Source organism: Pseudomonas sp. TE6283 (assembly GCF_054060555.1).
Genome location: NZ_JBSSDH010000001.1, coordinates 126,898 through 151,263, shown reverse-complemented (window position 1 = coordinate 151,263; position 24,366 = coordinate 126,898). Strand labels below are relative to the sequence as shown.

Genomic DNA, 24,366 nt, shown 5'->3' with positions numbered 1-24,366 from the left:
GCTCAGCCAACCCGCAACCAGATCGCCGAGGCATCGTCGCTCATCTTGAACCGCGGGTAGCGCAGGCACGCGGCATCGTCCTGCTCGATACCGCGCAGTGTCCGTGCCAGGTCATCCAGGCCTTGGCTTTGCAGGCGCTTGAAGAAACCTGCCGGCTCATAGGCCCGGTAGGTGTCGAACAACGCCGCGAAGCCATCGCTCATCAGCAGGACATCATCCCCCACGGCCACCGGCGCACGGCTATAGAGGGTGCCCTCGCGGGACAGGTCGGCATCGACGCCGAGCACGGCCCGCGGGCGCTCGCGGGAGGCGCGGCGATCGGCCAGCACGGCCGGGGTACGTACGCCATGGGCACCGGTGCCGGGACCGAGGGCGGCGGCTTCGGCTTGCTCGGCCTCGCGGTCCGGCTCGGGGGTGAGGAAGCGGATACCTTGTGCGCCGCGATGCAGCACCACGCAGTCGGCCAAGTGCGCGCAGACCAGTTCCTCGCCCTCGATGGCCACTGCGGCAAAGGCGGCGCGCGGCAACTCCCAGGTGGCCAGCGGCTCGCGCCGGCGGTCCTGCCGATAGGCCTGGGCTAGGGTGTCGAAGACCGTCTCGCAGACCTCGCGCAGTGGCCCCGAGGCATTGGCGAAGGCGCGCTGGGCCGTGGCGGAAAGCCAGGCGGCGCCGCCGCGTTCACCGAGCAGGCCGGGGGCGCCGAGGTCGGTGGCGCCGTCGATGACCCAGGCGTGGCGGTCGGCACTGCCGATACGGTCGTCATTGGGCACATCGTGCTTGCCGGCCAGGCTCAGGGACTGGATCAGGTCGAAATGCATGTCGGGCTCCGGTTCGGTGGGATTCACCGACCTTGACCGTTGCGGCGCCCTGCGTCAAATGTCACGGTCTGATCGGGCGATCCCAGCAGTCGCTGTCCAAGGCACAGACGCCGAATTGTCGATCCATCAACGCCATGCGCCGCAGGTGGGCGTCGATGATGTCGCGGTTCACTTCGCTGTCGATGATGTAGCGGCTGTAGCGGTCGATCAGGCGGACCTTCCAGGCCTTGCGGGTGGCCGCATCCAGGGTGTCGGGCGCATTTGCCAGGCGTTGCAGGGTCAGGTCGTCGGCGCGCTTGAGCTGATCGGTGAAGGTGGTGATGTAGTGGGCACGCTGTGCTTCCTTGTGGCGCGCGGCGTCGGCATCGAAGGCGTCGAGGTTGTGTTGCCATTGCGCCCAGTAGGCGTCCGGCAACTGAAGATCGCGCTTCTGGCGCAGCTCGGCGACGACTTGCGCGTTGCTCTGACGCGGTGGTGGCTGGCGGTTCTGGCTGGCCAGCGGGTCGAGGGCGAGGGCTTGGGCTATCCAGGCATTGCGCGCCTCGCTGTCCGGCAGGATCGGGCCCAACGGTGGGGCGTCTTCGCTGGTCGAGTGGGGCAGGCCCTTGCAGCCGGTGAGCGAAAGGAGCACTGACAGCACCAGCAGCGCAGGGAGGTTGTGACGCGGCATGAGTCTTCCTTGAGTAACTGCACAAGCGTGCATCCGGATGGATGCATGAGGGCTATCGGCGCTCGTGCGTCTGACTTGAACGTTCAGCCGAGTGTCTTGGCCATTTCCGCGGTCGGCGCCCAACCCAGGCCGGCATACACCGGTCGCCCAGCCTCGGTGGCGTGCAGCACCGCGAAGGCCAGGCCGCGCCGGGTAAACTCCAACTCGGCCAGACGCATCAGTTTCGAAGCCAGGCCCTGGCGTCGATGGGACGGCTCGACATAGACATTGAGCACATAGCCGCGCTGGTCCTGGCAGGGGTGGGCCGGATGCGGCGGCCAGTCGATCGCCATCAGGCCGATTGCCGCCACCGGCAGCGCGTCGTCCAGCAGCACGAAGCCGTAGTAGCGACCGTCCGCCAGTCTTGGCCGCAGCCAGGGGCCGAAGTGCTCGGTCATGCTTATGAGCCGCCGCGGGTCGCCGCCGGCTTCAAGGAACATGGCCTCGCGGTGGGCGCAGACCATGGCGTGGTCGCCCGGCAGCAGGCGGCGTAGGGTCAGGCCGGGAAAGTCGATCTCAGCTGGCAGGTCGTTCATGACGGGGCTCGTTGATCCAAGGCCTTGATCCTAGGCCCGCGCGACGTCGGCGGTTAGATACAGATGGCCCGCAAACGCAGCATACAGCCCCTTGTCGCTCCCCATGATTACGGCGATGATCCGCGGCAACCCGTTTGCCGACGAGGAGGCTTCGCATGCCCATTGCCCCGCTTTTGCGCTGCACCGACCTTGACGCCACCCGCCGTCATTACCGCGATGTGCTGCAGTTCACGGTCACCGACACCACGCAGTCGACCCTGACCGTGCAGTTGCGCGATTGCAGCCTGCTGTTCACCGAACAGGACCTGTGGCGCCTGCCGCCGGGGTGCGCCGGAACCTTCTACCTGGTGGTCGAGGACGTTGACGGCTATTACGCGCAAGTCCGCGAACTGGCGGATATCGCCTGGCCGTTGCACGACACGGAGTATGGTTCGCGGGAATTCGGCGTGCGTGATTGCAACGGCTATTACCTGGCCTTCAGCCAGCGGCATGGCGACGCCGTGCAAGCCGCACGGGTCGCCTCGTGATCCTGCGCGGCCCTGCGCTCCTGGCGATGTTGCTGCTTGCCGGCCCGGCCTTGGCCATGGACGGCAAGGGCAACTCGACTGATCACTTCACCGTCGGCTCGAGCCTCGCCACCGCCGCGGTGAGCGGCTCCACCAGCCATCCGGCGCGTACTTACCAGGCCGCCCGCGACGATGCGTTGCTGTTCATCGCCAGCGACGGGCGCCTGCGCGGCGCGCGGCTGGAGCAGGCACTGGGCGAATACCGCCAACAGCACCCGAACAGTTCGCTGAACGACCGTGACTTGGCCCAGGCAATCGCCTGCCGCTGATCGCGCGTTTGCGGGCATGCCAGTACAGGGGGCTAGACTCGTGGTCAACGAGCTGGTTCCCAGGAGCCTGACATGACCGCCAAGAACACCATTTGCCTGTGGTATGACCACGATGCCGAGGACGCGGCGAACTTCTATGCCAGCATATTCCCCGACAGCCGGGTGACCGCCGTGCACACGGCGCCCGCCGACTATCCCTCGGGCAAGGCAGGCGATGTGATCACGGTGGAGTTCACCGTGATGGGCATCCCCTGCATCGGCCTCAATGGCGGCAAGGCGTTCAGCCACAGCGAGGCGTTCTCGTTCCAGGTGGCGACCGACAGCCAGGAGGAGACCGACCGCTACTGGGATGCCATCGTCGGCAACGGTGGCAGCGAGAGCGTGTGTGGCTGGTGCAAGGACAGGTGGGGCCTGTCCTGGCAGATCAGTCCGCGGGTACTGACCCAGGCGGTCGCCAGCCCCGATCGTGCCGTGGCGAAGCGGGCGTTCGAGGCGATGCTGCAGATGGGCAGGATCGACATCGCCGCCATCGAGAAGGCCATCAAGGGCTGAAGGCGAGAGGCCTCAATGCACGGTCTTGCGTTCCCTGACGCACACCCGTGCCTGCTCCGTCAGCGTGTCCAGTCGCTCGTCACGCAGGCGCTCGGCGTCCATCATCGCAGCCTCGCCCTGTTGCTTGAGCAGGTAGGCATGGATCTGCCGGACCTCCACGGTCTGGTAGATCGGCGCGATATCCAGCCGCCCGATCAACGCACCGCTGGCCTGGCCGGTGCTGCTCATCAGTACCTGCGGTCCGGTGCTGGCGACCACCTGCAGCCCCATGTTCTCGAACCACGGCACCTGCTGGGCGAAGGTGCTGAGCTCGACGCAGGCATAGCGTTCACGTGCTGCACTTAGCAGGCCACGGGCAATGCCCTGCCGGCGGTGGTCGGGAGATACTGCAAGGTAGGCCAGGGCGCAGGCCTGCGGGTTGTCCTGGGCTGGCAGCACCAGGGCGAAGCCGAGCAACTGGTCCGGCGCCTCGGCATCCAGGGCCAGGGTCAACTCGACGGCCAGGCCGCGGGTGCCGTCGAGCGCCATCAGGTACTGGTGCACCTCCAGGCCGACACCGTACTGGTACAGCGGGTAGAGCGGATTGTCCGGGCTGATGGCGACACTGCTGAGCTGGCCGACGTGGTCGATCACCAGCTGGCGAATCTGGTTCTGGAAGGATTCGGGCGGCACGCCGTCGAGGCGGCGGAGGATGAACATCGCGGGTCGGGCTCCGGCAGGATTGAAACACCCGCCCCGGAACGAGGCGGGTGATCATTCTACCCGGTGAGGCTAGCGCAGCCCAGCCAGCATCAGGTCGAGGTTCTGCACGGCGGCGCCCGAGGCGCCCTTGCCCAGGTTGTCGAACACCGCGGTGAGCAGCACCTGGCCGTGCTCGGGGTTGGCGTACAGGGCCAGGCGCAGGTCGTTGCTGTCGTTCAGCGCCTGCGGGTCCAGCGCCGCCGCCGGGCCGTGCTGGTGCAGGGGCATCACCTGCACATGGCGGGCGCCCTGATAGTGCCGCTCGAGGCAGGCCTGCAGTTGATCGGCGTCGACCCCGGGCAACAGGCGCAGTTGCAGCGGGATGCTCAGCACAATGCCCTGGCGGTAGTCGCCGTAACCGGGCACGAATACCGGTCGCGCGTTGAGCCCGGCGTGCTGCTGGATCTCCGGCACATGCTTGTGCGCCAGTTCCAGGCCATACAGCTGGAGGGTCGGCAGGTAGGCGTCGGTGCGCTGCTCATGGCGCTCGACGGCGGCCCGGCCGCCCCCGGAGTAGCCGGAGATGGCGTGGATGCTCAGCGGGTAGTCCGCCGGCAGCAGGCCGGCCTTGACCAGCGGATGCAGCAGGGCGATGGCGCCGGTGGGGTAGCAGCCGGGGTTGCTCACCCGGGTGGCCCGGGCGATGCGCTCGGCCTGTTGTTCGTTCAGTTCCGGCAGGCCGTAGACCCAGCCGGGCGCGGTGCGGTGCGCGGAGCTGGCGTCGATCACACGTACCGCCGGGTTGCGCAGGGTGGCCACGGCCTCGCGGGCGGCGTCGTCGGGCAGGCAGAGCACGGCGATATCGGCGCTGTTGATCGCCTCGCTGCGCCGTGCCGGGTCCTTGCGCTCGGCCTCGGGCAGGGTGAGCAGGCGCAGGTCCTGGCGGCCTTGGAGGCGGGCGTGGATCTGCAGGCCGGTGGTGCCTTGGTCGCCGTCGATGAATACGAGGGGGTGGTGCATGTCGGTGGTCCGCTGATGGGGAAGGATTGCCGTATCCTCGTCGTTCGCTGGGCGAAATAAAATTTGAATATAATGATCGCTGCATTCAGGAATTCTGAACTTGAGCGCATTGTCCTGTAGGAGATCGCCCAGCCCTGTGGGAGCGGCCTTGCGTCGCGATAGGGGCGTGCAGCGGCCCCAGATTCCGAGCGTCCATCGAAATCGTAGGGGCTGCTGCGCAGCCCTATGCCGACGCAAGGCCGCTCCCACAGGGTCCAGCTAAACCAGTGAGTTGCCGAGATTCCATGCGAGAAATCAGCCTCGACCGCTTGCGCACCCTGGTGGTGATCGCCGAGCGTGCCTCCTTCGCCGATGCCGCCCGCCAGCTCAACCTGGCGCCCCCCACCATCAGCCTGCACGTGGCCGAGCTGGAGGAGCGCATCGGCGTGCCCTTGCTCACCCGTACCCGCGGCCACGTGCGGCCCACCGCAATCGGCGAGACCTTGCTGGCCCGCGCCCGGCGTCTGCTGGCCGACGCCGACCAGGCCCTGGACGAGGTGCGCCGCCAGGTCGAGGGCCTGACCGGCCGGGTGCGGCTGGGCGCCTCGACCGGCGCCATCGCCCACCTGTTGCCCCAGGCCCTGGAAACGCTGCGGGTTGATCATCCGGGGATCGATGTGCAGGTCCAGGTGCTCACTTCGCAGGCCTCCCTGGCGCGGTTGCGTGAAGGCACCTTGGACATCGGCCTGGTGGCGCTGCCGCAGGTGGCGGGCAAGGGCTTGCGGATCACCCCGTGGCGGCGTGACCCGATCATGGCCTACGTCCCTGCCGACTGGCAGCCACCGGCACGGGTGACGCCGGCCTGGCTCGCCGGACGGTCGCTGATCCTCAACGACAGCACCACGCAATTGTCGCGGGTGACATCGGAGTGGTTCGCGGCGGCGGGGCTGTACCCTGAACCGCGGATCGAGCTGAACTACAACGATGCGATCAAGAGCCTGGTGGCCGCCGGCTACGGCGCCACCTTGCTGCCGCAGGAGGGCGAGGTACACCTGCCATCGCCGCGTATCGCCCGGCGGCCATTGCGGCCGGGGTTGTGGCGTCAGTTGGGGATCGCCTGTCGCGAGGGGGCGCTGGAACGGGCGACTGGGCATGTGCTGGAAGCGTTGGGAAGGTTGCGGCAATAGGCGGGGCTGAGCCTGTGGGAGCGATGCTGGCCCGCTCCCACGGCGTCTGTCATTGGTTGCGTTCGCGTGCGCGCAAGGCTGTCACCGTCTCGCCGCCGACACCCCAGTTGTCGGTGGCTACTTCCTCGATCACCACGAAGGTGCTTGCTGGCGGCTTGTTCAGTACCTGCTCCAGCAGGCGGGTGGCGCCTTCGATCAACTGACGCTTGTGTGCTGCCGTGACCCCTTCATCGGTCACGCGGATATGGACATAAGGCATGTGCGTCGCTCCAGGTTCAGTGCCAGGTGCCGGCGGTGCTGCCACCGTCGACGGGCAGGATGACACCGCTGACGAAACGGGCGTCGGTCAGGTACAGCACGGCGTCCACCACATCCTCGGGCGTGCCGGTGCGCCCGCTTGGCGACAGCGCGCCGAGCCCTTCGGTGTGGCCGCCGTGCAGCGGGGTGTCGATGATGCCAGGGGCCACCGCGTTGACCTGCACGCCGATTGCTGCCAGCTCCAGGGCCAGGCCCTTGACCGCCTGGTTGAGCCCGCCCTTGACCAGCACCGGTAGAAGTGCCGGGACGCGGGTGTCCGGCTGCAGGGCCACCGAGGCGGTGATGGCGACGATATGCCCGTGCCCTTGGGCCTTCATGACCCGGGCTGCGGCCTGGGCGGGGTAGAAAAAGCCCTTGAGGTTGGTGCCGACCAGCGCGTCGACATCGGCCTCGGTGTAGTCGGTCACCGGCTTGGGAATGAAGATGCCGGCGTTGTTGACCAGGATGTCGACCCGGCCGAAGGCCTCCAGGGCGGTGGCGAACAGCCGTTCGGCGGTGGCTTTCTCGGCGATGTCGCCAGCCACGCCGATGAAGCTGGCCGGGTTGCCCAGGCGGGCGGCGGCCTCGTCGAGGCGGGCCTGGGTGCGGGCATTGCCCACCACGTTGTCGCCACGCTCGAGGTAGGCCTGGGCCAGGGCGAAGCCCAGGCCGCTGGAGGCGCCGGTGATGATGACGGTTCTTGCGTTGCTCATGGGAGGATCTCCGATCGTGCGAGGTGTTGCTCGGGTATGGAGTCACTGTAAGTTGCAACGACAGCTTGAAAAATGAGGCGTATGGCATTTCAATCAATACATCATGTAATTAATCGAGCCCGCCATGACCCGCCATTTCGATGACCTGCAACTGGGCAGCCTGGAGCTGTTCTGTCTCGCCGCCGATGCTGGCAGCTTTACCGAGGCGGCCACCCTGGCGGGCGTCACGCCAGCGGCGGTGAGCCGCTCGGTGGCGCGCCTGGAGGAACGTCTGGGCGTACGCCTGTTCGTGCGCACCACCCGGCAGATGCGCCTGAGCGAGGCCGGCCAGGCCTATTACCAGCATTGTCGCCAGGCGCTGGGCCAACTGGTCGAGGCCGAGCGCCAGGTCACCGGTGGCCAGCTCGAGCCCGCTGGCCGCTTGCGCATCAGCGCGCCGACGCCCTATGCCCATCACCGCCTGTTGCCGCTGCTGCCACGTTTTCGCCAGCGTTATCCCGGGGTGCAGGTGGATGTGCATGTCAGCAACCGCAACGTCGATTTCGCCGACGAACACTTCGACCTGGCGATTCGCGGCCGGGCGCCGGCCGATTCGCGCCTGGTGGCCCGGCGGCTGGAGGACGCCGAGCTGGTGGTGGTTGCCACACCCGGCTACCTGGCCCGTGCCGGTACGCCACAGACCCTGGAGGACCTGGCTGGGCACGAGTGCATCCAGTTCGAGTTGCCCAGCAGCGGCAGGCGGCCGCCCTGGAGCTTTCGCCGTGACGGACAGCTGGTCGAGTTGCAGACCCAGGGTGCGTTCACCTGTCTGGGTGATTTCCTCGCCACCACGACCCTGGCGCGCCACGGTGGCGGCCTGATGCAGGCCTACCGTTTCACCGTGCAGGATGCGCTGGACAGTGGTGAGCTGGTCGAGGTGCTGGCCGGGCATGGCGGGACGTCGCGGCCTTTCATGCTGGTGTATCCGCAGGTCTGGCACATGCCGTTGAAGGTGCGGGTGTTCATCGACTTCCTGGTCGGCGAAGTTGCACTACCGTTGGGCTGAAGCCCCGGCGGGCGTGCGCTGGCGAACTATGCTCTGTGCTGCATCGGTTCCCCAGGAGAGCACGCCATGAAATCCATGACATTGTTAGCGATCACCTGCGTACTGAGTTTTGCCGCCCACGCCGAGGATGGCCCGGCGACCAACTGCGATGCCAAGATCAATGATCTGGAGAGCATCAGCAAGACCGATGGCCAGGCGCTGCACGGCGGCATGGCCCACGACTATCACGAGCTGCTCAAGCAGGCCAAGGACGCCCGGGACAAAGGTGACATGGCCAAGTGCCAAGCCTCGGCCGATCGCGCCAAGACCATCTACAACAAGGCTCGGGGCAAGTAACGCTCGGTACAGGCTTTGCAGGAGCGGGCTTGCCCGCTCCCTGAGGTATTACCCAGCGCTCTGGTGTAAGCTCTTGCGGACCTTTCCACGAGACCGCCGCATGACTTCGCCCAGCCCGCGCCTCGACAGCCTGCTTACCGGCTGCGCCCGACCGTTTACCCGCCCAGGTTCGCACAGCGCCATCGACAAGCAACCTCGTCAAGGCCCGTTGGCGGTGACCTTCCTCGGCATCGCCGGCGACGAACAGGGCGATCTGCGCGTACACGGTGGCGTCGAGAAGGCCATCCACCATTATCCCCTTGAGCACTATTCGGACTGGGCCGCCGAACTGGGCGAGCACCCCTTGCTGACCCGGCCCGGCGCCTTTGGCGAGAACTTCAGCAGCAACGGCTGGCGCGAAGCCGACGTCTGCCTGGGCGACCGGATCCGCGTCGGCACGGCATTGCTGGAAATCTCCCAGGGGCGCATGCCGTGCTGGAAACTCAATGACCGCTTCGACGTGGCGCAGATGGCGTTGCGCGTGCAGCAGAGCGGGCGCACTGGCTGGTACTACCGGGTGCTGGAGGAGGGCGTGGTCGAGGCGGGCGATGCCCTGCAGCTGGTCGAACGTCCCCATGCCCAGTGGTCGGTGGCGCGGCTCTCGGCGGTGCTGTTCGACAAGCGGCTGGAGCCCGACCTGTTGCGCGAATGCCTGGCGTTGCCGCTGGTGCCGAACTGGCGCAGGACACTGGAAAAGCGCCTGGAGCAACACCAGGTCGAGGACTGGACCTCGCGCCTGCAGGGCCGCAGCGAAGGCTGACCGGCGTCGCGTTCAACATTTATCAAGACAAGGAAAGCCCCATGGCCTTCGAACTGGATGATCGCCTGGTCATCGGTGTCGCCTCCAGCGCTGTGTTCGATCTCAGCGAATCGGACGCGGTGTTCCGCCGCGAGGGCGAGGCGCAGTACCGCAAGTACCAGGAGCAGCACCTGGACGTGCCGCTGGGAAAAGGCATCGCCTATCCCTTCATCAAGCGCCTGCTGGCGCTCAATGACCTGCGCGGCGATCCCGAGGACCCGCTGGTGGAGGTGGTGCTGCTGTCGCAAAACGATCCGGACACCGGCATGCGGGTGATGAAGACCATTGGCCACTATGGCCTGAACATGACCCGGGCGATCTTCACCCAGGGCCGTTCACCCTACGAGTACATCCCGGCGCTGAACATCGCCCTGTTCCTGTCCGCCGACAAGCAGCATGTCGACGCCGCGATCAAGGCCGGCTACCCGGCGGGGCAGGTACTGGACTCGAAGTTCGATGATGATGAAAGCGACGACAACCTGCGCATCGCCTTCGACTTCGACGGTGTGCTGGCTGGAGACGAATCGGAGGCGGTGATGCAGTCGGGCGGGCTGGACAGTTTTCATGCCCATGAAGTGATCAACGTCACCCAACCGCACAACCCCGGCCCGCTCAAGGAGTTCTTCGTACGCATCGCCCGTATCCAGGCGGCCGAAGAGCAGCACAAGCTGGCGCATCCCGGCTACGAGAACCGCCTGCGGGTGTCGATCGTCACGGCGCGCAATGCGCCATCCCATGAGCGGGCGCTCAACACCCTGAAAAGCTGGGGAGTGATGGCCAATGACGCGTTCTTTCTCGGGGGCATCGAGAAGCGGCGGGTGCTGCAGGTGCTCAAGCCGCACATCTTCTTCGATGACCAGTCAGGCCACTTGAAGAGCACCAGCACGGTAGTGCCGTCGGTGCATGTTCCGTTCGGAGTGACCAACCGGGCGCGCTGAGCCATAGGGGCCGCGCAGCGGCCCCGGGTTTCCTGCGATCAGTGATCGGCCAATCCGTCATCCTGCGACAGCAGCGCCCTGGCCAGCTCCTCGTCACTGGCTTGCAATCCGGGATTGGCCTGGCGGACCTGCGCCAGTGCCGACTCCAGGTAAGCCCCGCGAATGGCGCCGCCACTGGCGACGAAGGCCGACAGTTCGTCGCGGGCGGGAATGATCCGTTTGTCGTCCTTGAAGGTCGAGTACAGCGAGGCGGAGACCCCTGCCGAGGTGGCGACATCCCCGGCGTCGACACGGGCCAGGGCGGCACCGGCGGGGAGCAGGAGCAGCAGCGATGGGATGAGCAGTAAATGACGCATGGTGAGTCCTCCGCGAAGGTGAAGCCCAAGGGTGTTACTGCATGATGTTAAGAGCGCTGCGACGCGCTGGGAGTTCCGGCACGCTTGTGATATTGCGCCTGCAATACTGAGCCACGTTGTATTTGACCCACAACCCTCGCGCATGATCTTCTCGCAGTCCTGCCGTCCGTCAATCAAGGGAATGTGATGCCATGACCGAATACACGCTCCACTGCTTCGCCGAATCCGGCAACGCCTACAAGGTTGCGCTGATGCTGGAGCTCACCGGCCAGGACTGGGCGCCGGTATTTGTCGATTTCTTCCACGGCCAGACCCGCGGACAGGACTGGCGCGACGCGGTCAACGAGCAGGGCGAGGTGCCGGTGCTGGAGCATGCCGGCGAAAAGCTCACCCAGTCGGCGCTGATCCTCGACTACCTGGCCGAACGCACCGGCCAGTTCGGCCCGCGCGATGACCATGAGAAACGCGAGATCTGGCGCTGGATGCTCTTCGACAACCACAAGTTCACCAGCTACTACGCGGCGTTGCGCTTCATCTTTTGCCTGAAGCAGATGGGTGAGTCGGATGTCACCCGCTTCCTGCGCGAGCGGGCCAGGGCGGCCTACCAGATCGTCGATGCGCATCTGGCCAAGACGCCGTTCATGGTAGGCGGGCGCCTGACCATTGCCGACCTGTCCCTGGCAGGGTATGTGTACATGCCCGAGGACACGGGGTTGGCGCTCAGCGAGTTCCGTCATGTCGAAGCATGGAAGGCGCGTATTCAGGCAGTGCCGGGATGGAAGCATCCTTACGACCTGATGCCTGGAACCGCTGCTTGATCCAATTCAGGGCCAGTAGTGCGGGTTAACCTGCGATCACCGACGCAGCCGCTGCAGCGTATTGAGCCTGTTGTGCTGAAGGCGGCTCCGATCACAAGCGCGCCCTCCATGAGACCGGGGCCGCGCCTGTGTCGGTCTAGGAGTGTGGGATGCTCCTGGCCTGCTGCACGCCGGCATACTGCGCCTTCAAATGCCCCTGCTCATCCAGCAGGTACGCATCCATCACCTCACGCACCACGGGGCCCGCGACCCGACCACCGGCCTCGCCGTTCTCGATCATCACCGCCACCACCATCGCCGGGTGCTCGGCCGGGGCGAAGCCGACGAACAGGGCGTTATCGCGGTGGCGCTCGAGGGTCTTGTCGCGGTTGTAGCGCTCGCCCTGCTTGATCGCCACCACCTGCGCCGTGCCGCTCTTGCCGGCGATGCGGTATTGCGCGCCGGCGGCGGCGGCACGGGCGATGCCGCGCGGGTCGTGCATGACCATCTGCATGCCCTGGCTGACCTGGTCCCAGGCGTGCTTGTCGTGCAGCACGATGTCCGGCATCGGGTTGGGGTCGACCGGTGCCTGGCCACCGATGGTCAGCGCCAGGTGCGGGCGGTGCCACGCCCCCTTGCTCGCCAGCAGGCTGGTGGCCTGGGCCAGCTGCAGCGGCGTGACCTGCATGTAGCCCTGGCCGATGCCGAGGATCAGCGTCTCGCCGGGGAACCAGGCCTGGCGCCGGGTGGCGCGCTTCCAGGCCTGTGACGGCATCAGCCCCGGTGCTTCCTCGAACATGTCCAGCGAGACCTTCTGGCCCAGGCCGAACTCGGCCATGTAGTCGTGCAGGCGGTCGATGCCCAGCTTGTGCGCCAGGTCGTAGAAGTAGGTGTCGTTGGAGCGCATGATCGCCGTGTACATGTCCACCCAGCCATCGCCCGTGCGGTTCCAGTTGCGGTACTTGTGGTCGTAGTTGGGCAGCTCGTAGTAGCCAGGGTCGAAGACCCGGCTGGCGGGGCTGATCACGCCGCTGTCGAGGCCGGCGATGGCCACTTCGGGCTTGACCGTCGAGCCGGGTGCATACAGCCCGCGCAGCACGCGGTTGAACAGCGGCCGGTCGATGGAGTCGCGCAGGGCGGCGTACTGCCTGTAGCTGATGCCCTTGACGAACAGGTTGGGGTCGAAGGCCGGGTTGCTGACCATCGCCAGCACATCGCCGTTGGCCGGGTCGAGCACCACCACCGCGCCACGCCGATCGCCCAGGGCCTTTTCGGCGGCTTGCTGCAGGTGGGCGTCGAGGCTCAGCACGATGTCCTTGCCTGGCACCGGGTCGTGGTGGTTGAGCACGCGCATCACCCGGCCCTGGGCGTTGGTCTCGACTTCCTCGTAGCCCACCTGGCCGTGCAGTTCGTTCTCGTAGAAGCGTTCGATACCGGTCTTGCCGATCGACTGTGTGCCGCGGTAGGCGGTGCTGTCGAGGGTCTTGGCTTCCTTTTCGTTGATGCGCCCTACATAGCCCACCGAATGGGCGAAATGCTCGGCCAGCGGGTATTCGCGGATGAACTGCGGCTCGACCTCCAGCCCCGGCAGGCGGAACTGGTTGACCGCGATCAGGGCGATCTGCTCTTCGCTCAGGCCCACCAGCAAGGTCACTGGCTCGAACGGCTTGCGTCCGCGGCGCAGGTCCTTGTCGAACTGGTGGCGGACGTCCTCAGGCAGATTGAGGATCTGCGCCAGGCTGTCGAGCACCCGTGCCGGATCGCCGGCCCGCTCGCGGGTCATGGTCAGGTTGAAGCTGGGCTTGTTGTCGGCCAGCACCACGCCGTTGCGGTCATAGATCAGGCCGCGCTCGGGCGGGATCGGCAGCACATGCACGCGGTTGTTCTCCGATACCGCGCTCTGCTGGTCGTGCTGCAGCACCTGCAGCACATAGAGCCGGCCCACCAGCACCGCCACCAGGCTCATCACCAGCAGGGCACAGGCCAGCAACCGGCGGTTGACCAGGTGCTTTTCCTTTTCGTGGTCCTTGAGAGGGATGGGCTGGGGCATGGACGTCGTGGTGCTACGGATGGGGCCGCGATGCTACGCGGGCGGGCAGGGGGGCTCAAGGCGGGGCCGGCTGCCACGCGTCCCCGCGATGCCCGCCGGCCCCCGGTGCCAAGGGGCTGGCGGCGAACATGAAGTTTCCTTCATGTGCAGGGTCACAGGTTGAGCGTCACGCTCACACTGACATTGCGCGGCTCGCCCGGCAGCACCCACGCGCTGTTGTACGAGCGTTCGTAGTACTTGCGATCGAACAGGTTGTTGAGGTTCAGGCCCACGGTAACCTGTTCGCTGGCCTTGTAGTGCGCCAGCAGGTCGACCGTGCTGTAGGCATCCAGGGTGAAGTGGCTGCCGGCCTGGCCGGAACGCTCGCCGACATAGTTGAACGCCGCGCCCACGTCGGAGCCGCGCAGAGCGCCGTCCAGGAACTCGTACACGCCCATCACGCTGCCGCTGTTGCGGGCAATACCCAGCAGGTCGCTGCCCTTGGGCAGGGCCGCGTCGCCCTTGGTGACCTCGGCATCGATGTAGGCATAGGCGCCGATCACCCGCACGGCGTCGGTCAGTTGGCCGCTGAACTGCATGTCCAGGCCCTGGCTGCGCGCCTTGCCGGCCGCCACGCTGTCGCCGAGCGCGTCGGTGGTGATGACGTTCTCCTTGTCGATATGGAACAGCGCGATGGTCGCGCCCAGGCGGTTGTCGAGCAGGTCGAGCTTCAGTCCGGTCTCATAGCCCAGACCTTTCTCCGGCTTGTAGACCTGGCCCTGGGTGCCAATGGTATTGGGCTTGAACGAGGTCGAGGCGTTGGCGAACACGCCGACTTGTGGGGTCAGCTGGTACAGCAGCCCTACGCGCGGCGTGGCGACGTCCTTTTCCTGGCTGTCGCTGGCACCCGTGGCGCGGTTCTGCGAAATCTGTTCGATGCGTTCCAGGCGCACGCCCACGAGCCCGCGCAGGCGTTCGGTGAAGGCGATCTGGTCCTGCAGATTGAGGGCATGGCTTTCGGTGTGCTCGAAGAAGTCGTTGGGCCGGGCGATGGCCGGCTTGGGCTTGCCGTACACCGGGTTGTAGATGTCCAGGCCATAGCCCGTCGAGGTCGCGCTTTGCGGGTACTTCTGGCTGTTGCGGTAGTTTTCGTATTCAAGCCCGATCAGCGCCTGGTGTTGCCAGCCCCCTAATTCGAACTGACCGTGCAGCTCGGCCTGGGTGATGTTGTCGTTCCATTCGAAATCACGTTCGCGATAGAAACGGGTGATCGTCGTGCCGACCAGGGCCTGGGGCTCGGAGCTGTTGCCCTTGAGCGTGCCCTGGGTGTAGTGGTTGGCCAGGCGCAGTTTCCAGCTGTCGTCGAGAAAATGTTCCAGCGCCACGTCGAGGGTCTGGTTGTCGTTGCGGATCTTGCCGTCGTTGGGCTCGCCGAGAAAGGTCGAGCGCTTGACCGAGCCCATCTCGCCATTGACTGCCGGAATGCCTCGGTCAAACACCGACTCGGTGCGGGAGAACTCGGTGTCGATCAGCAGCCGGGTATCGGGCGACAGCTGCCAGCTCAGGGACGGGCTGACGATACGACGCTCGCTGCCGACATGGTCACGGAAGCTGCCGTTGTCCTCGACCGCCAGGTTGATCCGGCCCAGCAGACTGCCTTGGCTGTCCAGCGGCGAGTTGGCATCCAGGGCGGTGCGGTAGCGGTCCCAACTGCCCGCGCTCAGGCTGAGGGTGCTGAAGGTTTCGGCCTGGGGGCGCTTGCTGACGATATTGACCAGCCCGCCAGGGTCGCCGCGGCCATAGAGGCTGGCGGCCGGGCCCTTGAGCACTTCGATGCGCTCGATGCTGGAGGTGTCCGGGGAACTGTAGCTGCCGCGGTTGATGGCAAAGCCGTTCTTGTACAGCTCGCCGGTGGTGAAGCCGCGCACACTGTAGTTGAGGAAGGTCAGGCCGCCGAAGTTGTTCTGCCGCGACACGCCGCCGGCAAAGTCCAGGGCGCGGTCGATGCGGGTGGTGTTGAGGTCCTTGATCACCTGGGCGGGCACCACCTGGATGCTCTGCGGGGTGTCGCGGATATCGCTGTCGGTACGGGTGGCGGTGGCCGAGCGGGTAGCGCGGTAGCCTTGCACCGGGCCGTCGGCGCGTTCTTCGAGGTAGGCGTCGGTGATCGAGGTTTCTTCCAGCAGCAGGGGTTGGGCTGCCGAGAGGGGTTGGCCGAACAGGCCCAGGGTGAGGCCGGCCAGAAGTGGTGCGCGAGGGTTCACGAGGGATCTCCAAATAATATGTAATAACGTAACACTTATCGATGCACTGACGCCATAGCGAAATGAGATCTGAGGATTGATTGCCAGATGAAAATGATTCGCGTTATTGTAATGTTATTACGTAACCGGAGGTTCCCATGCAAGTACTGTCCTCACTCAAGCAAGCCAAGCGTCGTCATCGTGATTGCCAGGTGGTCAAGCGTCGTGGCCGGATCTATGTGATCTGCAAGTCCAATCCGCGGTTCAAGGCCCGGCAGGGCGGGGTGAAGAAGAAGCGGGGGTAGCCTGTAAGGTGAGCGAAGGGGGCCGCTTAGCGGCCCCAGTGAAGTTAACGGAGCGTCCTGCGCAAACGCCGCCAACCCAGCACCACGCCACTGAGGGCAATCACCAACCCACCGCTACTCAGGACGATGATCAGCCCTTCACGCAGCAGAGGCCGCGCCAGCAGCGGTTGCCAGTCCCAGCTGTGCAGCAGGTTGAACAACCAGCGCCCGGTGCGTTGCGCCCGGTCATGGTTGGCCACCATCATGCCGCTGGCCGGGTCCAGGTAGACCCAGGTAGCGGCCGGGTCATCGAAGCGCAGGCGCAGCACGGGCAATGGGCGGGATTGGAAACCGTACATGCTCTGCGGGTCGCGGGCGAAGTAGTGGAAGTCGTAGGCGCTCTGCCAGTCGTCTTGCACCGCAATGCCCGCGGCCATGGCCTGCGCGGCCGCCAGCAGCCGTTGCCGGGCAAACGCCCGGGTCGGCGGCGCGCCGTCTTCGAGGATACGGCTGTCGCCGTTGGCATTACGCGCCACCATGTAGGTGACGTCGGCCAGGCGCTGCCACTGCAACTCGACGGTGTTGAAACCTGCCTCCTCGCGCAACCGCGCCAACGCGGTGGCAACCGGCAGCTTGAGGTCGGCGGCGTGCAGCGGGCCGGGTTGCAGGGCGATCTGCGAACGGCTGTCGGTCAGGCCCCAGGGGCGCATCGACATCAAGCCGCTGAACACCCACAACACCAGCACCCCGCCGAACAACAGCCCACCGATGTGGTGCCAGCGCAGCCAGCCGCCGGGGTAGGGGCTGCGCGAGCCGCTGCGATAGCGCTTGCGCAACCGCAGGCGCAGGATGCCCACCGCCATGCCCAGGATCGCCATCAGCGTACCGAGCACGGACAGGCCGATCACCAGCGTGCGCCAGCCGTTGTCGAAGCCGAACCCGCTGCGCAGGGGATAGAGCCAGTGCAGCCAGGCTCCGACCCAGTTCCAGGCGCGTTCCTGCGCGGTGGCGTCGCGCAGCACTTCACCAGTACGCCCGGACAGGTACAGCCAGGTGCCGGCGGTATCGTCCACCCGCACCTGGTGCAAGGGCCGGTCGCCGTCCAGGACCCGGGAGTGGGTCCACATGTCCTCGTCCACCGTGCCTTGATAGGCCAGTGCCGAGTCACCGGCGTACTGCCGCGCATTGGCCAGGGCCCAGGCGGCATCCGCATGAACCAGGGGCTCGCCGCTGGTGGCATCAAGGGTGACGCGGCGTCCGTCGGCCAGTTCCAGCAGGTAGTGTGCTTGACCGCCCAGACTGGTCAGGCGCAGCGCCTTCAACGGCTGTTGCGCCCACTGCGTCGGCAGTTCGGCGCAGCATCCCGCCGGCAGTGCCGGCAGGTGGGCCAGGCGCTCGGCCGGGGTCAGCTTGGGGTAGCCGACATACAGCATGACCACCCCGGAGACGAACCACAGCGCCATGAACAGGCAGGCGACGATGCCCAGCCAGCGGTGCCACAGGTACAGCTGGCGCTTCAGGCCCATCAGTAGCGCCACTGCACAGCCACTTCCAGGCTGCGCGGCTCACCCAGGTAGTACTGGGTGTTGGTCTGGTGGATGAAGCGCGCATAGACCTCGTCGGTGAGGTTGCGCAGCCGCGCGCTGAGCTGCACGTGCTGGTCCAGGTCGTGGGTCATCGACAGTCCGTAGACGGTGTACGACGGCACCCAGGCGGTGTTGGCGGTGTTCGCGTACACCGACGACACATAACGGGCGTCGGCGCCGACCTGCCAGCCCGGCGCCAGGTCGTAGGTCAGCCACAGGTTGGCGACCCGGTCGGGGATGTTCACCGGGTGCTTGCCCTTGCGCGAGTACACCACGCCGCCGATGGTTTCGTTGAACTCGTCGTACTCGGCGTTGACCCAGCTGAAGTTGCCCGCCGCCAGCAGCTTGGGCGTGACCTTGAACGAGGCCGCCAGCTCGATGCCGGTGGAGGTCTGCTGGCCCGCCTGCTCGGTGGTGTTGGGCACGGTCGAGGAGGGCACCGAGATGTTCTTGCGCACGATGCGATAGGCCGCCGCGGTGGCCGAGCCGCGCCCGTCGAGGAAGTCGAACTTGCTGCCCACTTCCACCTGGCGTCCGGTGCTCAGGTCGAAGTCGCCGACCTGGCTGAGCGAGGCGCCAGTGAGCGAGCCGCCTGGCGGCTCGGCCGAGGTGCTGTACTGGGTGTACAGGCTGACATTGGACGTCAGGTCGTAGACCAGGCCCAGGCGCCCGGTGAAGGCGTCCCAGCGCCGGTCCAGCTTGGCTCGGGTCACGTGGTCGACCACGTCGAAGTCGATATGGTCGTAGCGCAGCGCGGTGATCAACGACAACTGGTCGGTCAGGCGGGTGCGGTTTTCGACAAAGCCCGCCGTGGTGTCGGTGGTGGTGCTGCGGCCTTTGGCGCGCGGCGCGTCCATACCGGGGATGTCGAGGAAGTGGTCGGGCTGGAAGCCATTTGGGTCGATGATGTCGAAGGCACCTTTGGACAGCGGATAGGCGGTCTGCTGGTTGCGGCTGTAGTCCACGCCGAACGCCCAGTCGCTGGCCAGATCGAACAGCTGGCCTTGATGGGTCAGTTCGGTGCGATTGCCGTTGACCTCCTGGTCGTGGCGCTGGCGGTAGCCACCAGAGCGGGCGATGTTGGTGTTGCCGGCGTTGTAGCGATACACCTCGAGGTTGCGATAATCACGCTGGCCGTTGTAGTGATAGAAGGTGTTGCGCAGCTGGTTGCTGTCGTCGATGCGGTAGTCGGTGATCGAGCGTAGCCAGCGCGTGCGCTGCTCGTAGCGGCCGTCTTCGACGTTGTAGTTGTTGAAGCGATTGTGCTTGTCGATGTGCAGGGTGCCGACCGCCGGCTGCAGCACCGGCGTGCCCCAGTACGGGCTGTCTTCCTTCTCTTCCAGGTACTCGATGGCCAGGGTGTGCGAGAGCTGCTCGTTGATGTCGCTGAGCAGCGAGAAGGCCAGGTTGCCGGCACCGTTCTCCTGGCGGTCGATGTAGCCATTGGTACTGGTGCGGCTGTAGTCGAGCCGCGCGTAGTGGCGCGGGCCGTCGCCGCTGTTGAGCGCCTTGTTGAAGCCGACCGAGGTTTCCATCGTGTCGTAGCGGCCGTAGCTGACGCGTCCTTCGAAGCTGTCCTCGTCGCGGTTGGCCAGCTTGGTGATCATGTTCAGGCTGCCGCCGACCGCGCCACTGCCGTTGAGGAACGACGAGGGGCCGCCGAGCAGTTCGACGCGGTCGTAGATCCATGCGCCAACCGGGCGCGCCGTGGCGCCGTACTGCAGGTTGATGCCGTTGAACAACTGGCTGACCTGGGCGCCGTTGAAACCACGGTAAGACACGTAGCCGCCCCAGCCGGGCGGTGCCGAGGCGTTGACCCCGGGCAGGGCGTTGGCGGCGTCCTGGAAGTTGCGCGCGCCGATGCGTTCCATGGTCTTGCGGTCGGCGACGCTGACCGAGGCGGGGTTTTCGCGGGCGCTGAGGTTCAGTCGCGAGCCGCTTTCGATCGGGCGATCGAGGTCGAGCGTGGTGGCTTCTTTGGGTTGGTCGGCGGTGGCCGTGACGTTGCTGGCGGGCAGGGTCAGGGTGTCATCCTGCGCCCAGGCGCAGGTTGCGCTGCCTACGAGCAGCGCCAAAGTGGTCATGCGGAACATGCAAGGCTTCCTGGCTGAAATCGGTGGGCGCACGCCCGCTGCCGATCAGGCAGTACTTGGGCGTGGCGATGTCAGAACGCGAGAAGCGAAGCGGGGGAGGCGCGCGGATTGACCAGGGGCCAGCGCTGCTTGGGCAGGGGCGGCGCGGGTTGTCTGGGTAAGGGTTTGCTCGACTCCCCGGCGAGCAGGGCCAGCAGGCCGAAGAACACCGCCAGCAGGGTGGCGCTGAACAGGCTGGCGATCACGCAGTCGCCGCCGGCAGGCAGCACCGGGTCGGTGATGTCCTGGTCGCCCTTGAACACGCCGCTGCTGTCGGCCGCGCACCAGGCGGCGTCATCCAGGCCGGCCAGGCGCAAGCCTGCCATCTGTCCATGGCCCAGGGCGCACAGCAACGAGCCGAACAGGATGCTGAAATACAGCACCCAGGCGACTTGCGATCGTGTGTGGCGGGCCAGCTTCATCGGCAAAGCTCGAAGGGAATGGGGTGGGCGAGCGGATTCTACAACTTTTGACACATCTGCCTAGAGCGTTCTGGCGATAAAAAGCATTCGAAACGATTCGCCTGCCTGGCTTGACGCCTCTGGGCCCCAGGTGTTCAGATGCCGACCGATTTCAGGTGTCCCATGCCGCCGCGCATGGGGTGAAACGGGAAACCGGTACGAGTCCGGTGCTGCCCCCGCAACGGTATGCAAGTGATGCCTCCAACAGACCACTGTGGCCAATGCGCCATGGGAAGGTGAGGGCGTCTAGTCTTGCGAGCCCGGAGACCGGCCTGGAATGTGGTAGGCAAACTCCTGCGGTGGGCGGGCATGGGCCGGTATTGGCGTGTGCGCGATCCGTGCTCCTGCGTGCTTCTGCGAAAGTCACTTTCGAGAAGAGCATGATTGCTGTGATTCACTCACGACGTTTCTCCCCCAAGGCCCGGACCCTGCTTCTGGGATGCCTGGCCAGCCCCCTGGCACTGGCCGAAAACGCCCCCCTGGTCCTCGACCAGCAGATCGTCGCCGCGCCGTCGGTGGAGTCGACCACCGTCGCCGCCATGGCCCAGTACGGCAGCAAGGTCGAGATCGTCAGCCGTGAGCAGATCGAGCGCGCCGGCCCCGGCGCCGACATCACCCGGGTGATGCAGATGTTCATCCCCGGCTTCTACGTCGCGCCGAAGAATGGCCCGTTCGACTACGGCACCTACTCGCTGCTCGGCGGGCGTAACGACGACACCCTGATCCTGCTCGACGGCGTGCGCCTGAACAACCGCCTGTACGGCGGCCTGTACCTGGACACCCTGCCGGCCAACGCGGTGGAGCGCATCGAGGTGCTCAAAGGCGGCCAGAGCCTGTTATTCGGTACCCAGGCGGTGGCAGGGGTGATCAATATCGTCACCCGCAGCCCGCAGAACCGCGAGGCTTCGGGTGAGGTCAACCTGGGCCTGGACAGCTTCGCTGGCAGCAGCAAGGACGCCCGCGTCGAGCGGATCTTCAGTAACGGCTTCGGCGACCTGGGCCTGCTGGCCTATGTCAGCCACAACGTCTCCGACGGCTACCAGCCGTTTCGCAACCGCGACTACAGCGGCAACGTCAGCGACAAGAAACGCGGCTACGAGGTGACCACCTTCGGCGGCAAGGCGGTCCAGGCCTTCGGCGACGATGCGCGGCTGGAACTGTTCTACCAGTACACCGACGCCAACCTTGATTTCGCCCGGCCAGTGAACAACTACAAGACCACCAACGACCGCGTGCAGCAGATCGCCACGGCGACCTTCGAGCAGCGCCTCGACGAGCGCCTGAGCTACTTCATCAAGGGCCACGTCAACGATTGGGACACCCGCTACACACGGATCAACAACCGTGACGATGGCAGCCGCAACGTGGTCAACCACAACGACTACTGGGGCTTCACCGACTGGGGCGTGCAGGCCGAGGGCAAGGCCGAACTCGACGGCGGCCATGTGCTGGTGTTCGGTTCCGACAACCAGTGGTTCAAGGGCCAGGACGATGTGCTGGTGATCGACGACAACAAGGCCCAGGCCAATGCGCTGTATGCCCAGCTGCGGCCCAGGATCAAGGCCTTGCCGAACTGGCACCCGAGCCTTGGCGTGCGCCACGAGGCCATGAGCGGCGGCGACAGCGCCACCGTCGGCATGCTTACCTCGCTGTACGACCTGAACGACAACTGGCAACTGCGTGGCCAGTACGGCAGCGCCTACAAGCTGCCCAACGCCGAGCAGCTGTTCGTCAACGAGCCCGGCGACGAGATCGGCAATCGCGACCTCAAGCCCGAGAAGAGCCGCAACGCCGAGCTTGGCCTGGACTACCACGGCCTGCTGCTGGCGCGCGAATTCAGCGCCAGCGTCACTGTGTTCCGGCGCAAGATCACCGACCTGATCACCCTGGACGGCAGCCAGTGGGTGAACGGCCAGGGCCAGGTGCAGATGCGTGGTTTCGAGGCCGATGCACGTATCCTGCTCGACGACCAATGGAGCCTGCAGGCCGACATGACCCGTAACCTCACCGAGTCGCGCACCGGGGCGACGATCAACGACGTGCCGAGTTTCTTCGCCCGCTCGCGGCTCGGCTACGAATCGGCGGACCGCATGTGGGGTGCCGGAGGGGCCATTCGCTACATTCGCGATGTGGTCAGCTCCAAGGGCGTCGACTACGGCCATTACTCGGTGGTCGACGCCGATGCCTACCGCTATCTGGACGGTGCCCGCCAGCACCGGCTGAGCCTGCTGGTGGAGAACCTGTTCGACCGCGACTATGTCACCAGCCGGGCGAGCAACGTCGACAATCTCGGACGGCCGTTCACCAGCGAACTGCGGTACACCTACACCTTCTGAGGGGCGTGAGCATGGACTACCAGCGCGTGTTGTTCGTCGGCCCTGGCCTGGGCGGTGGCTCTGCGGCCGAAGCCTTTGGCGCCGAGGTTCGCGACCTGCGTGGCCGCGAGGCGGGTCGGGATATCGTCGACACCCTGGAGGGCTTCGATGGGCTGTGGGTGGTTATCCGCGAGGCCCTTGACCAGGGTGTTGAGCGCTTGCTGGTAGTGGACCTGGAACCCACCTCGGACAGCGCCTACCTCGACTGGCTGCGCGATGAGCTGGGGCGTCTGGCGCAAGGTCGGGCCGGTGTCTGGGTCACGGCCCAGGCCTTGGGCCGTCGCGGCCTGGACGCGCGGGCGGCCTGTGCCAGCATCGACGAGCACACCCGCCACCTGCCGTGCGACCAGGTCAACGCGGTGGCCAGCGATCCGGACTGGTCGCGTGTGCCCGAGCATGCCCGCCAAGTGTTCCTGTGCACCGGCCCGCGCTGTGTGCGGCGCGGTGCCTTGCCGTTGTGGAAACGCCTGCGCCGCCTACTGCTGGAACGTGACCTGATCGAGACCCCGGGCGGGGTGTTGCTGACCCGCACCGGTTGCCAGTTCCCCTGCAACCTGGGGCCGGTGCTGACGGTGCACCCGGACGGCTGCTGGTACCGGGTGCGTGACGATCGGGAGGTGGAGCAGTTGGTGGAAACCCACCTGCAAGGCGCAAGGATCGCCGAAGGACTGCTGATCAAAGGAGCGTGCGATGCGTAAAGCCTGGCTGCTGTCGCTGGCCTTGTGCTGTGGCACACCGGTCCTGGCCGACAGCTATCGCAACTGTGGGCAGGACTGGCAACGGCCCGCTGCGGCGCCTGCGCGTATCGTCGCCCTCAACCAGCATGCGGCCGACCTGCTGCTCGCCCTCGGCGCCGGGCCATCGATGGTCGGCGTGGCCTACCTGGACGACAGCGGCGCCGCCTACAAGCAGGGCCGCTACCAGGGCGTGCCGGTGATCGCCAGGGAGTACCCGGCCAGCGAGGTGCTGTATGCGCAAAGGCCTGACCTGGTGGTCGGCGGATTCGCCTCGGCCTTTGGCGACGGGGTCAGCTCGCGAACACGGCTGGCCGGCAACGGGATCTTTAGCTATTTGCTTGAATCGGCCTGTGCCGGCCATTCGCTGGATTACTACGGCCATGTCCGGCGTGACCTGACCCTCCTCGGCGAGCTGCTGGGCCGGCAGGCAAGGGCCCAGGCGCTGATCGAAGCGATGGACGCGGACCTGGCGCGGGCCAGGGCGATCGCTGCGAACGGCAGGCCGTTTTCGGTGTTCTACCTCGACAGTGAGGTCAGGGGGCTGGACAGCGAAGGCGGGCGGGGTTTCGTCACGCCGTTGCTGGCCGCCGCCGGAGCGCGCAATGTGCTTGGTGGGCTTGACCAGTATCGCGTGACAGTCAGCCGCGAGTCGCTGCTGAGCAGCGACCCCGATGTGATCCTGCTGGCCGACGCCCTGTGGTCGCCGGCCAGTCGCAAGCGTCAGTTGCTGACCCGCGACCCGGTGCTCTCGAGCCTGCGGGCGGTGCGCGAGAACCGCTTGATCGATATCCCATTCACTGAGTTGGTGCCGACGCCGGCCAGCGGGCGGGTGGCCCTGGAGCTGGCGCAGCGGCTCAGGGAGATGGCTGTTCCATAGCTGGC

26 protein-coding genes and 1 riboswitch are annotated in these 24,366 nt (G+C 66.2%); of the genes, 13 read left to right on the top strand and 13 right to left on the bottom strand.

Translation table 11 applies throughout. The features are described from left to right. Window positions 1-2: 2 nt before the first annotated feature. The 3 genes from ACVWZ5_RS00695 to ACVWZ5_RS00685 all read right to left on the bottom strand — a co-directional run bounded on the left by ACVWZ5_RS00695 (window position 3) and on the right by ACVWZ5_RS00685 (window position 2,063). Window positions 3-818 carry a protein phosphatase 2C domain-containing protein gene (locus tag ACVWZ5_RS00695; RefSeq protein WP_457340287.1) on the bottom strand — a complete coding sequence of 272 codons (816 nt, stop codon included), beginning with the start codon at window positions 816-818 and terminating at the stop codon, window positions 3-5. Between the two features lie 61 nt (window positions 819-879). Continuing rightward, window positions 880-1,488 carry a hypothetical protein gene (locus tag ACVWZ5_RS00690; protein WP_084942366.1) on the bottom strand — a complete coding sequence of 203 codons (609 nt, stop codon included), beginning with the start codon at window positions 1,486-1,488 and terminating at the stop codon, window positions 880-882. An 83-nt stretch (window positions 1,489-1,571) separates the two neighbouring features. Further along, the gene (locus ACVWZ5_RS00685; protein ID WP_062573806.1) at window positions 1,572-2,063 is read right to left on the bottom strand and encodes a GNAT family N-acetyltransferase; all 492 of its coding nucleotides are present in this window, start codon (window positions 2,061-2,063) and stop codon (window positions 1,572-1,574) included. Between the two features lie 155 nt (window positions 2,064-2,218). Here ACVWZ5_RS00685 and ACVWZ5_RS00680 point away from each other — a divergent pair, with 155 nt between their 5' ends. The 3 genes from ACVWZ5_RS00680 to ACVWZ5_RS00670 all read left to right on the top strand — a co-directional run bounded on the left by ACVWZ5_RS00680 (window position 2,219) and on the right by ACVWZ5_RS00670 (window position 3,450). Beyond that, the gene (locus ACVWZ5_RS00680) at window positions 2,219-2,590 is read left to right on the top strand and encodes a VOC family protein (RefSeq protein WP_051555631.1); all 372 of its coding nucleotides are present in this window, start codon (window positions 2,219-2,221) and stop codon (window positions 2,588-2,590) included. Continuing rightward, on the top strand, window positions 2,587-2,898 hold the full coding sequence (locus tag ACVWZ5_RS00675) for a DUF2388 domain-containing protein (RefSeq protein ID WP_230962658.1): 312 nt from the start codon (window positions 2,587-2,589) through the stop codon (window positions 2,896-2,898). Before ACVWZ5_RS00680 ends, ACVWZ5_RS00675 begins: the two co-directional genes overlap by 4 nt. Window positions 2,899-2,970: 72 nt before the next feature. Beyond that, window positions 2,971-3,450 (top strand): VOC family protein, encoded by a 480-nt coding sequence (locus tag ACVWZ5_RS00670; protein WP_062364272.1) that lies wholly within the window; start codon window positions 2,971-2,973, stop codon window positions 3,448-3,450. A gap of 12 nt (window positions 3,451-3,462) precedes the next feature. Here the strand turns inward: ACVWZ5_RS00670 and ACVWZ5_RS00665 are convergent, their stop codons facing one another. Beyond that, complete coding sequence (locus ACVWZ5_RS00665) at window positions 3,463-4,149, bottom strand: GNAT family N-acetyltransferase (protein ID WP_062573807.1); 687 nt, start codon at window positions 4,147-4,149, stop codon at window positions 3,463-3,465. A gap of 72 nt (window positions 4,150-4,221) precedes the next feature. Further along, window positions 4,222-5,151: an N-acetyl-gamma-glutamyl-phosphate reductase gene (gene argC, locus ACVWZ5_RS00660; protein WP_084942367.1), complete on the bottom strand. Its 930-nt coding sequence runs from the start codon at window positions 5,149-5,151 to the stop codon at window positions 4,222-4,224. Window positions 5,152-5,435: 284 nt separating this feature from the next. Here argC and ACVWZ5_RS00655 point away from each other — a divergent pair, with 284 nt between their 5' ends. Further along, window positions 5,436-6,317 carry a LysR family transcriptional regulator gene (locus ACVWZ5_RS00655; protein WP_280070869.1) on the top strand — a complete coding sequence of 294 codons (882 nt, stop codon included), beginning with the start codon at window positions 5,436-5,438 and terminating at the stop codon, window positions 6,315-6,317. Between the two features lie 49 nt (window positions 6,318-6,366). On the opposite strand, the gene ACVWZ5_RS00650 is transcribed toward ACVWZ5_RS00655, so the two are convergent. Beyond that, complete coding sequence (locus tag ACVWZ5_RS00650; RefSeq protein ID WP_325925755.1) at window positions 6,367-6,576, bottom strand: tautomerase family protein; 210 nt, start codon at window positions 6,574-6,576, stop codon at window positions 6,367-6,369. A gap of 16 nt (window positions 6,577-6,592) precedes the next feature. Continuing rightward, on the bottom strand, window positions 6,593-7,327 hold the full coding sequence (locus ACVWZ5_RS00645) for an SDR family NAD(P)-dependent oxidoreductase (protein WP_457340286.1): 735 nt from the start codon (window positions 7,325-7,327) through the stop codon (window positions 6,593-6,595). A gap of 124 nt (window positions 7,328-7,451) precedes the next feature. On the opposite strand from ACVWZ5_RS00645, the gene ACVWZ5_RS00640 reads away from it, so the two are divergent. The 4 genes from ACVWZ5_RS00640 (at window position 7,452) to ACVWZ5_RS00625 (ending at window position 10,484) form a co-directional block, all read left to right on the top strand. After that, window positions 7,452-8,372 carry a LysR family transcriptional regulator gene (locus ACVWZ5_RS00640; protein WP_062573812.1) on the top strand — a complete coding sequence of 307 codons (921 nt, stop codon included), beginning with the start codon at window positions 7,452-7,454 and terminating at the stop codon, window positions 8,370-8,372. Window positions 8,373-8,438: 66 nt separating this feature from the next. Next, window positions 8,439-8,708 carry a hypothetical protein gene (locus tag ACVWZ5_RS00635; protein ID WP_028689424.1) on the top strand — a complete coding sequence of 90 codons (270 nt, stop codon included), beginning with the start codon at window positions 8,439-8,441 and terminating at the stop codon, window positions 8,706-8,708. Between the two features lie 100 nt (window positions 8,709-8,808). Beyond that, the gene (locus ACVWZ5_RS00630) at window positions 8,809-9,507 is read left to right on the top strand and encodes an MOSC domain-containing protein (protein ID WP_062573813.1); all 699 of its coding nucleotides are present in this window, start codon (window positions 8,809-8,811) and stop codon (window positions 9,505-9,507) included. A gap of 41 nt (window positions 9,508-9,548) precedes the next feature. Further along, the gene (locus ACVWZ5_RS00625; RefSeq protein ID WP_028689426.1) at window positions 9,549-10,484 is read left to right on the top strand and encodes a 5'-nucleotidase; all 936 of its coding nucleotides are present in this window, start codon (window positions 9,549-9,551) and stop codon (window positions 10,482-10,484) included. 38 nt (window positions 10,485-10,522) lie between these two features. Here the strand turns inward: ACVWZ5_RS00625 and ACVWZ5_RS00620 are convergent, their stop codons facing one another. After that, window positions 10,523-10,840 carry a DUF2388 domain-containing protein gene (locus ACVWZ5_RS00620; RefSeq protein WP_028689427.1) on the bottom strand — a complete coding sequence of 106 codons (318 nt, stop codon included), beginning with the start codon at window positions 10,838-10,840 and terminating at the stop codon, window positions 10,523-10,525. A gap of 191 nt (window positions 10,841-11,031) precedes the next feature. On the opposite strand from ACVWZ5_RS00620, the gene ACVWZ5_RS00615 reads away from it, so the two are divergent. Further along, on the top strand, window positions 11,032-11,658 hold the full coding sequence (locus tag ACVWZ5_RS00615; RefSeq protein ID WP_062573814.1) for a glutathione S-transferase family protein: 627 nt from the start codon (window positions 11,032-11,034) through the stop codon (window positions 11,656-11,658). Window positions 11,659-11,794: 136 nt separating this feature from the next. On the opposite strand, the gene mrdA is transcribed toward ACVWZ5_RS00615, so the two are convergent. Continuing rightward, complete coding sequence (mrdA, locus tag ACVWZ5_RS00610; protein WP_062573815.1) at window positions 11,795-13,687, bottom strand: penicillin-binding protein 2; 1,893 nt, start codon at window positions 13,685-13,687, stop codon at window positions 11,795-11,797. 152 nt (window positions 13,688-13,839) lie between these two features. After that, window positions 13,840-15,930, bottom strand: a complete 2,091-nt coding sequence (locus ACVWZ5_RS00605) for a TonB-dependent siderophore receptor (RefSeq protein WP_081100273.1) — start codon at window positions 15,928-15,930, stop codon at window positions 13,840-13,842. Between the two features lie 137 nt (window positions 15,931-16,067). On the opposite strand from ACVWZ5_RS00605, the gene ykgO reads away from it, so the two are divergent. Beyond that, complete coding sequence (gene ykgO, locus ACVWZ5_RS00600; RefSeq protein ID WP_023632134.1) at window positions 16,068-16,214, top strand: type B 50S ribosomal protein L36; 147 nt, start codon at window positions 16,068-16,070, stop codon at window positions 16,212-16,214. Between the two features lie 44 nt (window positions 16,215-16,258). Here the strand turns inward: ykgO and ACVWZ5_RS00595 are convergent, their stop codons facing one another. From ACVWZ5_RS00595 to ACVWZ5_RS00585, 3 genes are all read right to left on the bottom strand, one after another. After that, window positions 16,259-17,713 carry a PepSY domain-containing protein gene (locus ACVWZ5_RS00595; protein ID WP_457340410.1) on the bottom strand — a complete coding sequence of 485 codons (1,455 nt, stop codon included), beginning with the start codon at window positions 17,711-17,713 and terminating at the stop codon, window positions 16,259-16,261. A 5-nt stretch (window positions 17,714-17,718) separates the two neighbouring features. Further along, window positions 17,719-19,872, bottom strand: coding sequence for a TonB-dependent receptor (locus tag ACVWZ5_RS00590; protein WP_457340285.1), 2,154 nt, complete (start codon window positions 19,870-19,872; stop codon window positions 17,719-17,721). Between the two features lie 71 nt (window positions 19,873-19,943). Further along, window positions 19,944-20,333, bottom strand: a complete 390-nt coding sequence (locus ACVWZ5_RS00585; protein ID WP_457340284.1) for a DUF2946 family protein — start codon at window positions 20,331-20,333, stop codon at window positions 19,944-19,946. 136 nt (window positions 20,334-20,469) lie between these two features. Further along, a riboswitch (cobalamin riboswitch) is annotated at window positions 20,470-20,662 on the top strand. A gap of 90 nt (window positions 20,663-20,752) precedes the next feature. Here ACVWZ5_RS00585 and ACVWZ5_RS00580 point away from each other — a divergent pair. The 3 genes from ACVWZ5_RS00580 to ACVWZ5_RS00570 are packed head-to-tail and all read left to right on the top strand — an operon-like array spanning window position 20,753 to window position 24,361. Continuing rightward, a complete protein-coding gene (locus tag ACVWZ5_RS00580) occupies window positions 20,753-22,708 on the top strand; it encodes a TonB-dependent receptor plug domain-containing protein (RefSeq protein ID WP_457340283.1) in 1,956 nt (651 codons plus the stop codon). Between the two features lie 11 nt (window positions 22,709-22,719). Continuing rightward, window positions 22,720-23,445 carry a hypothetical protein gene (locus tag ACVWZ5_RS00575; RefSeq protein WP_062573818.1) on the top strand — a complete coding sequence of 242 codons (726 nt, stop codon included), beginning with the start codon at window positions 22,720-22,722 and terminating at the stop codon, window positions 23,443-23,445. Beyond that, window positions 23,438-24,361, top strand: a complete 924-nt coding sequence (locus tag ACVWZ5_RS00570) for an ABC transporter substrate-binding protein (RefSeq protein WP_062573819.1) — start codon at window positions 23,438-23,440, stop codon at window positions 24,359-24,361. The genes ACVWZ5_RS00575 and ACVWZ5_RS00570 overlap by 8 nt, the downstream gene beginning before the upstream one ends. Window positions 24,362-24,366: the final 5 nt, after the last annotated feature.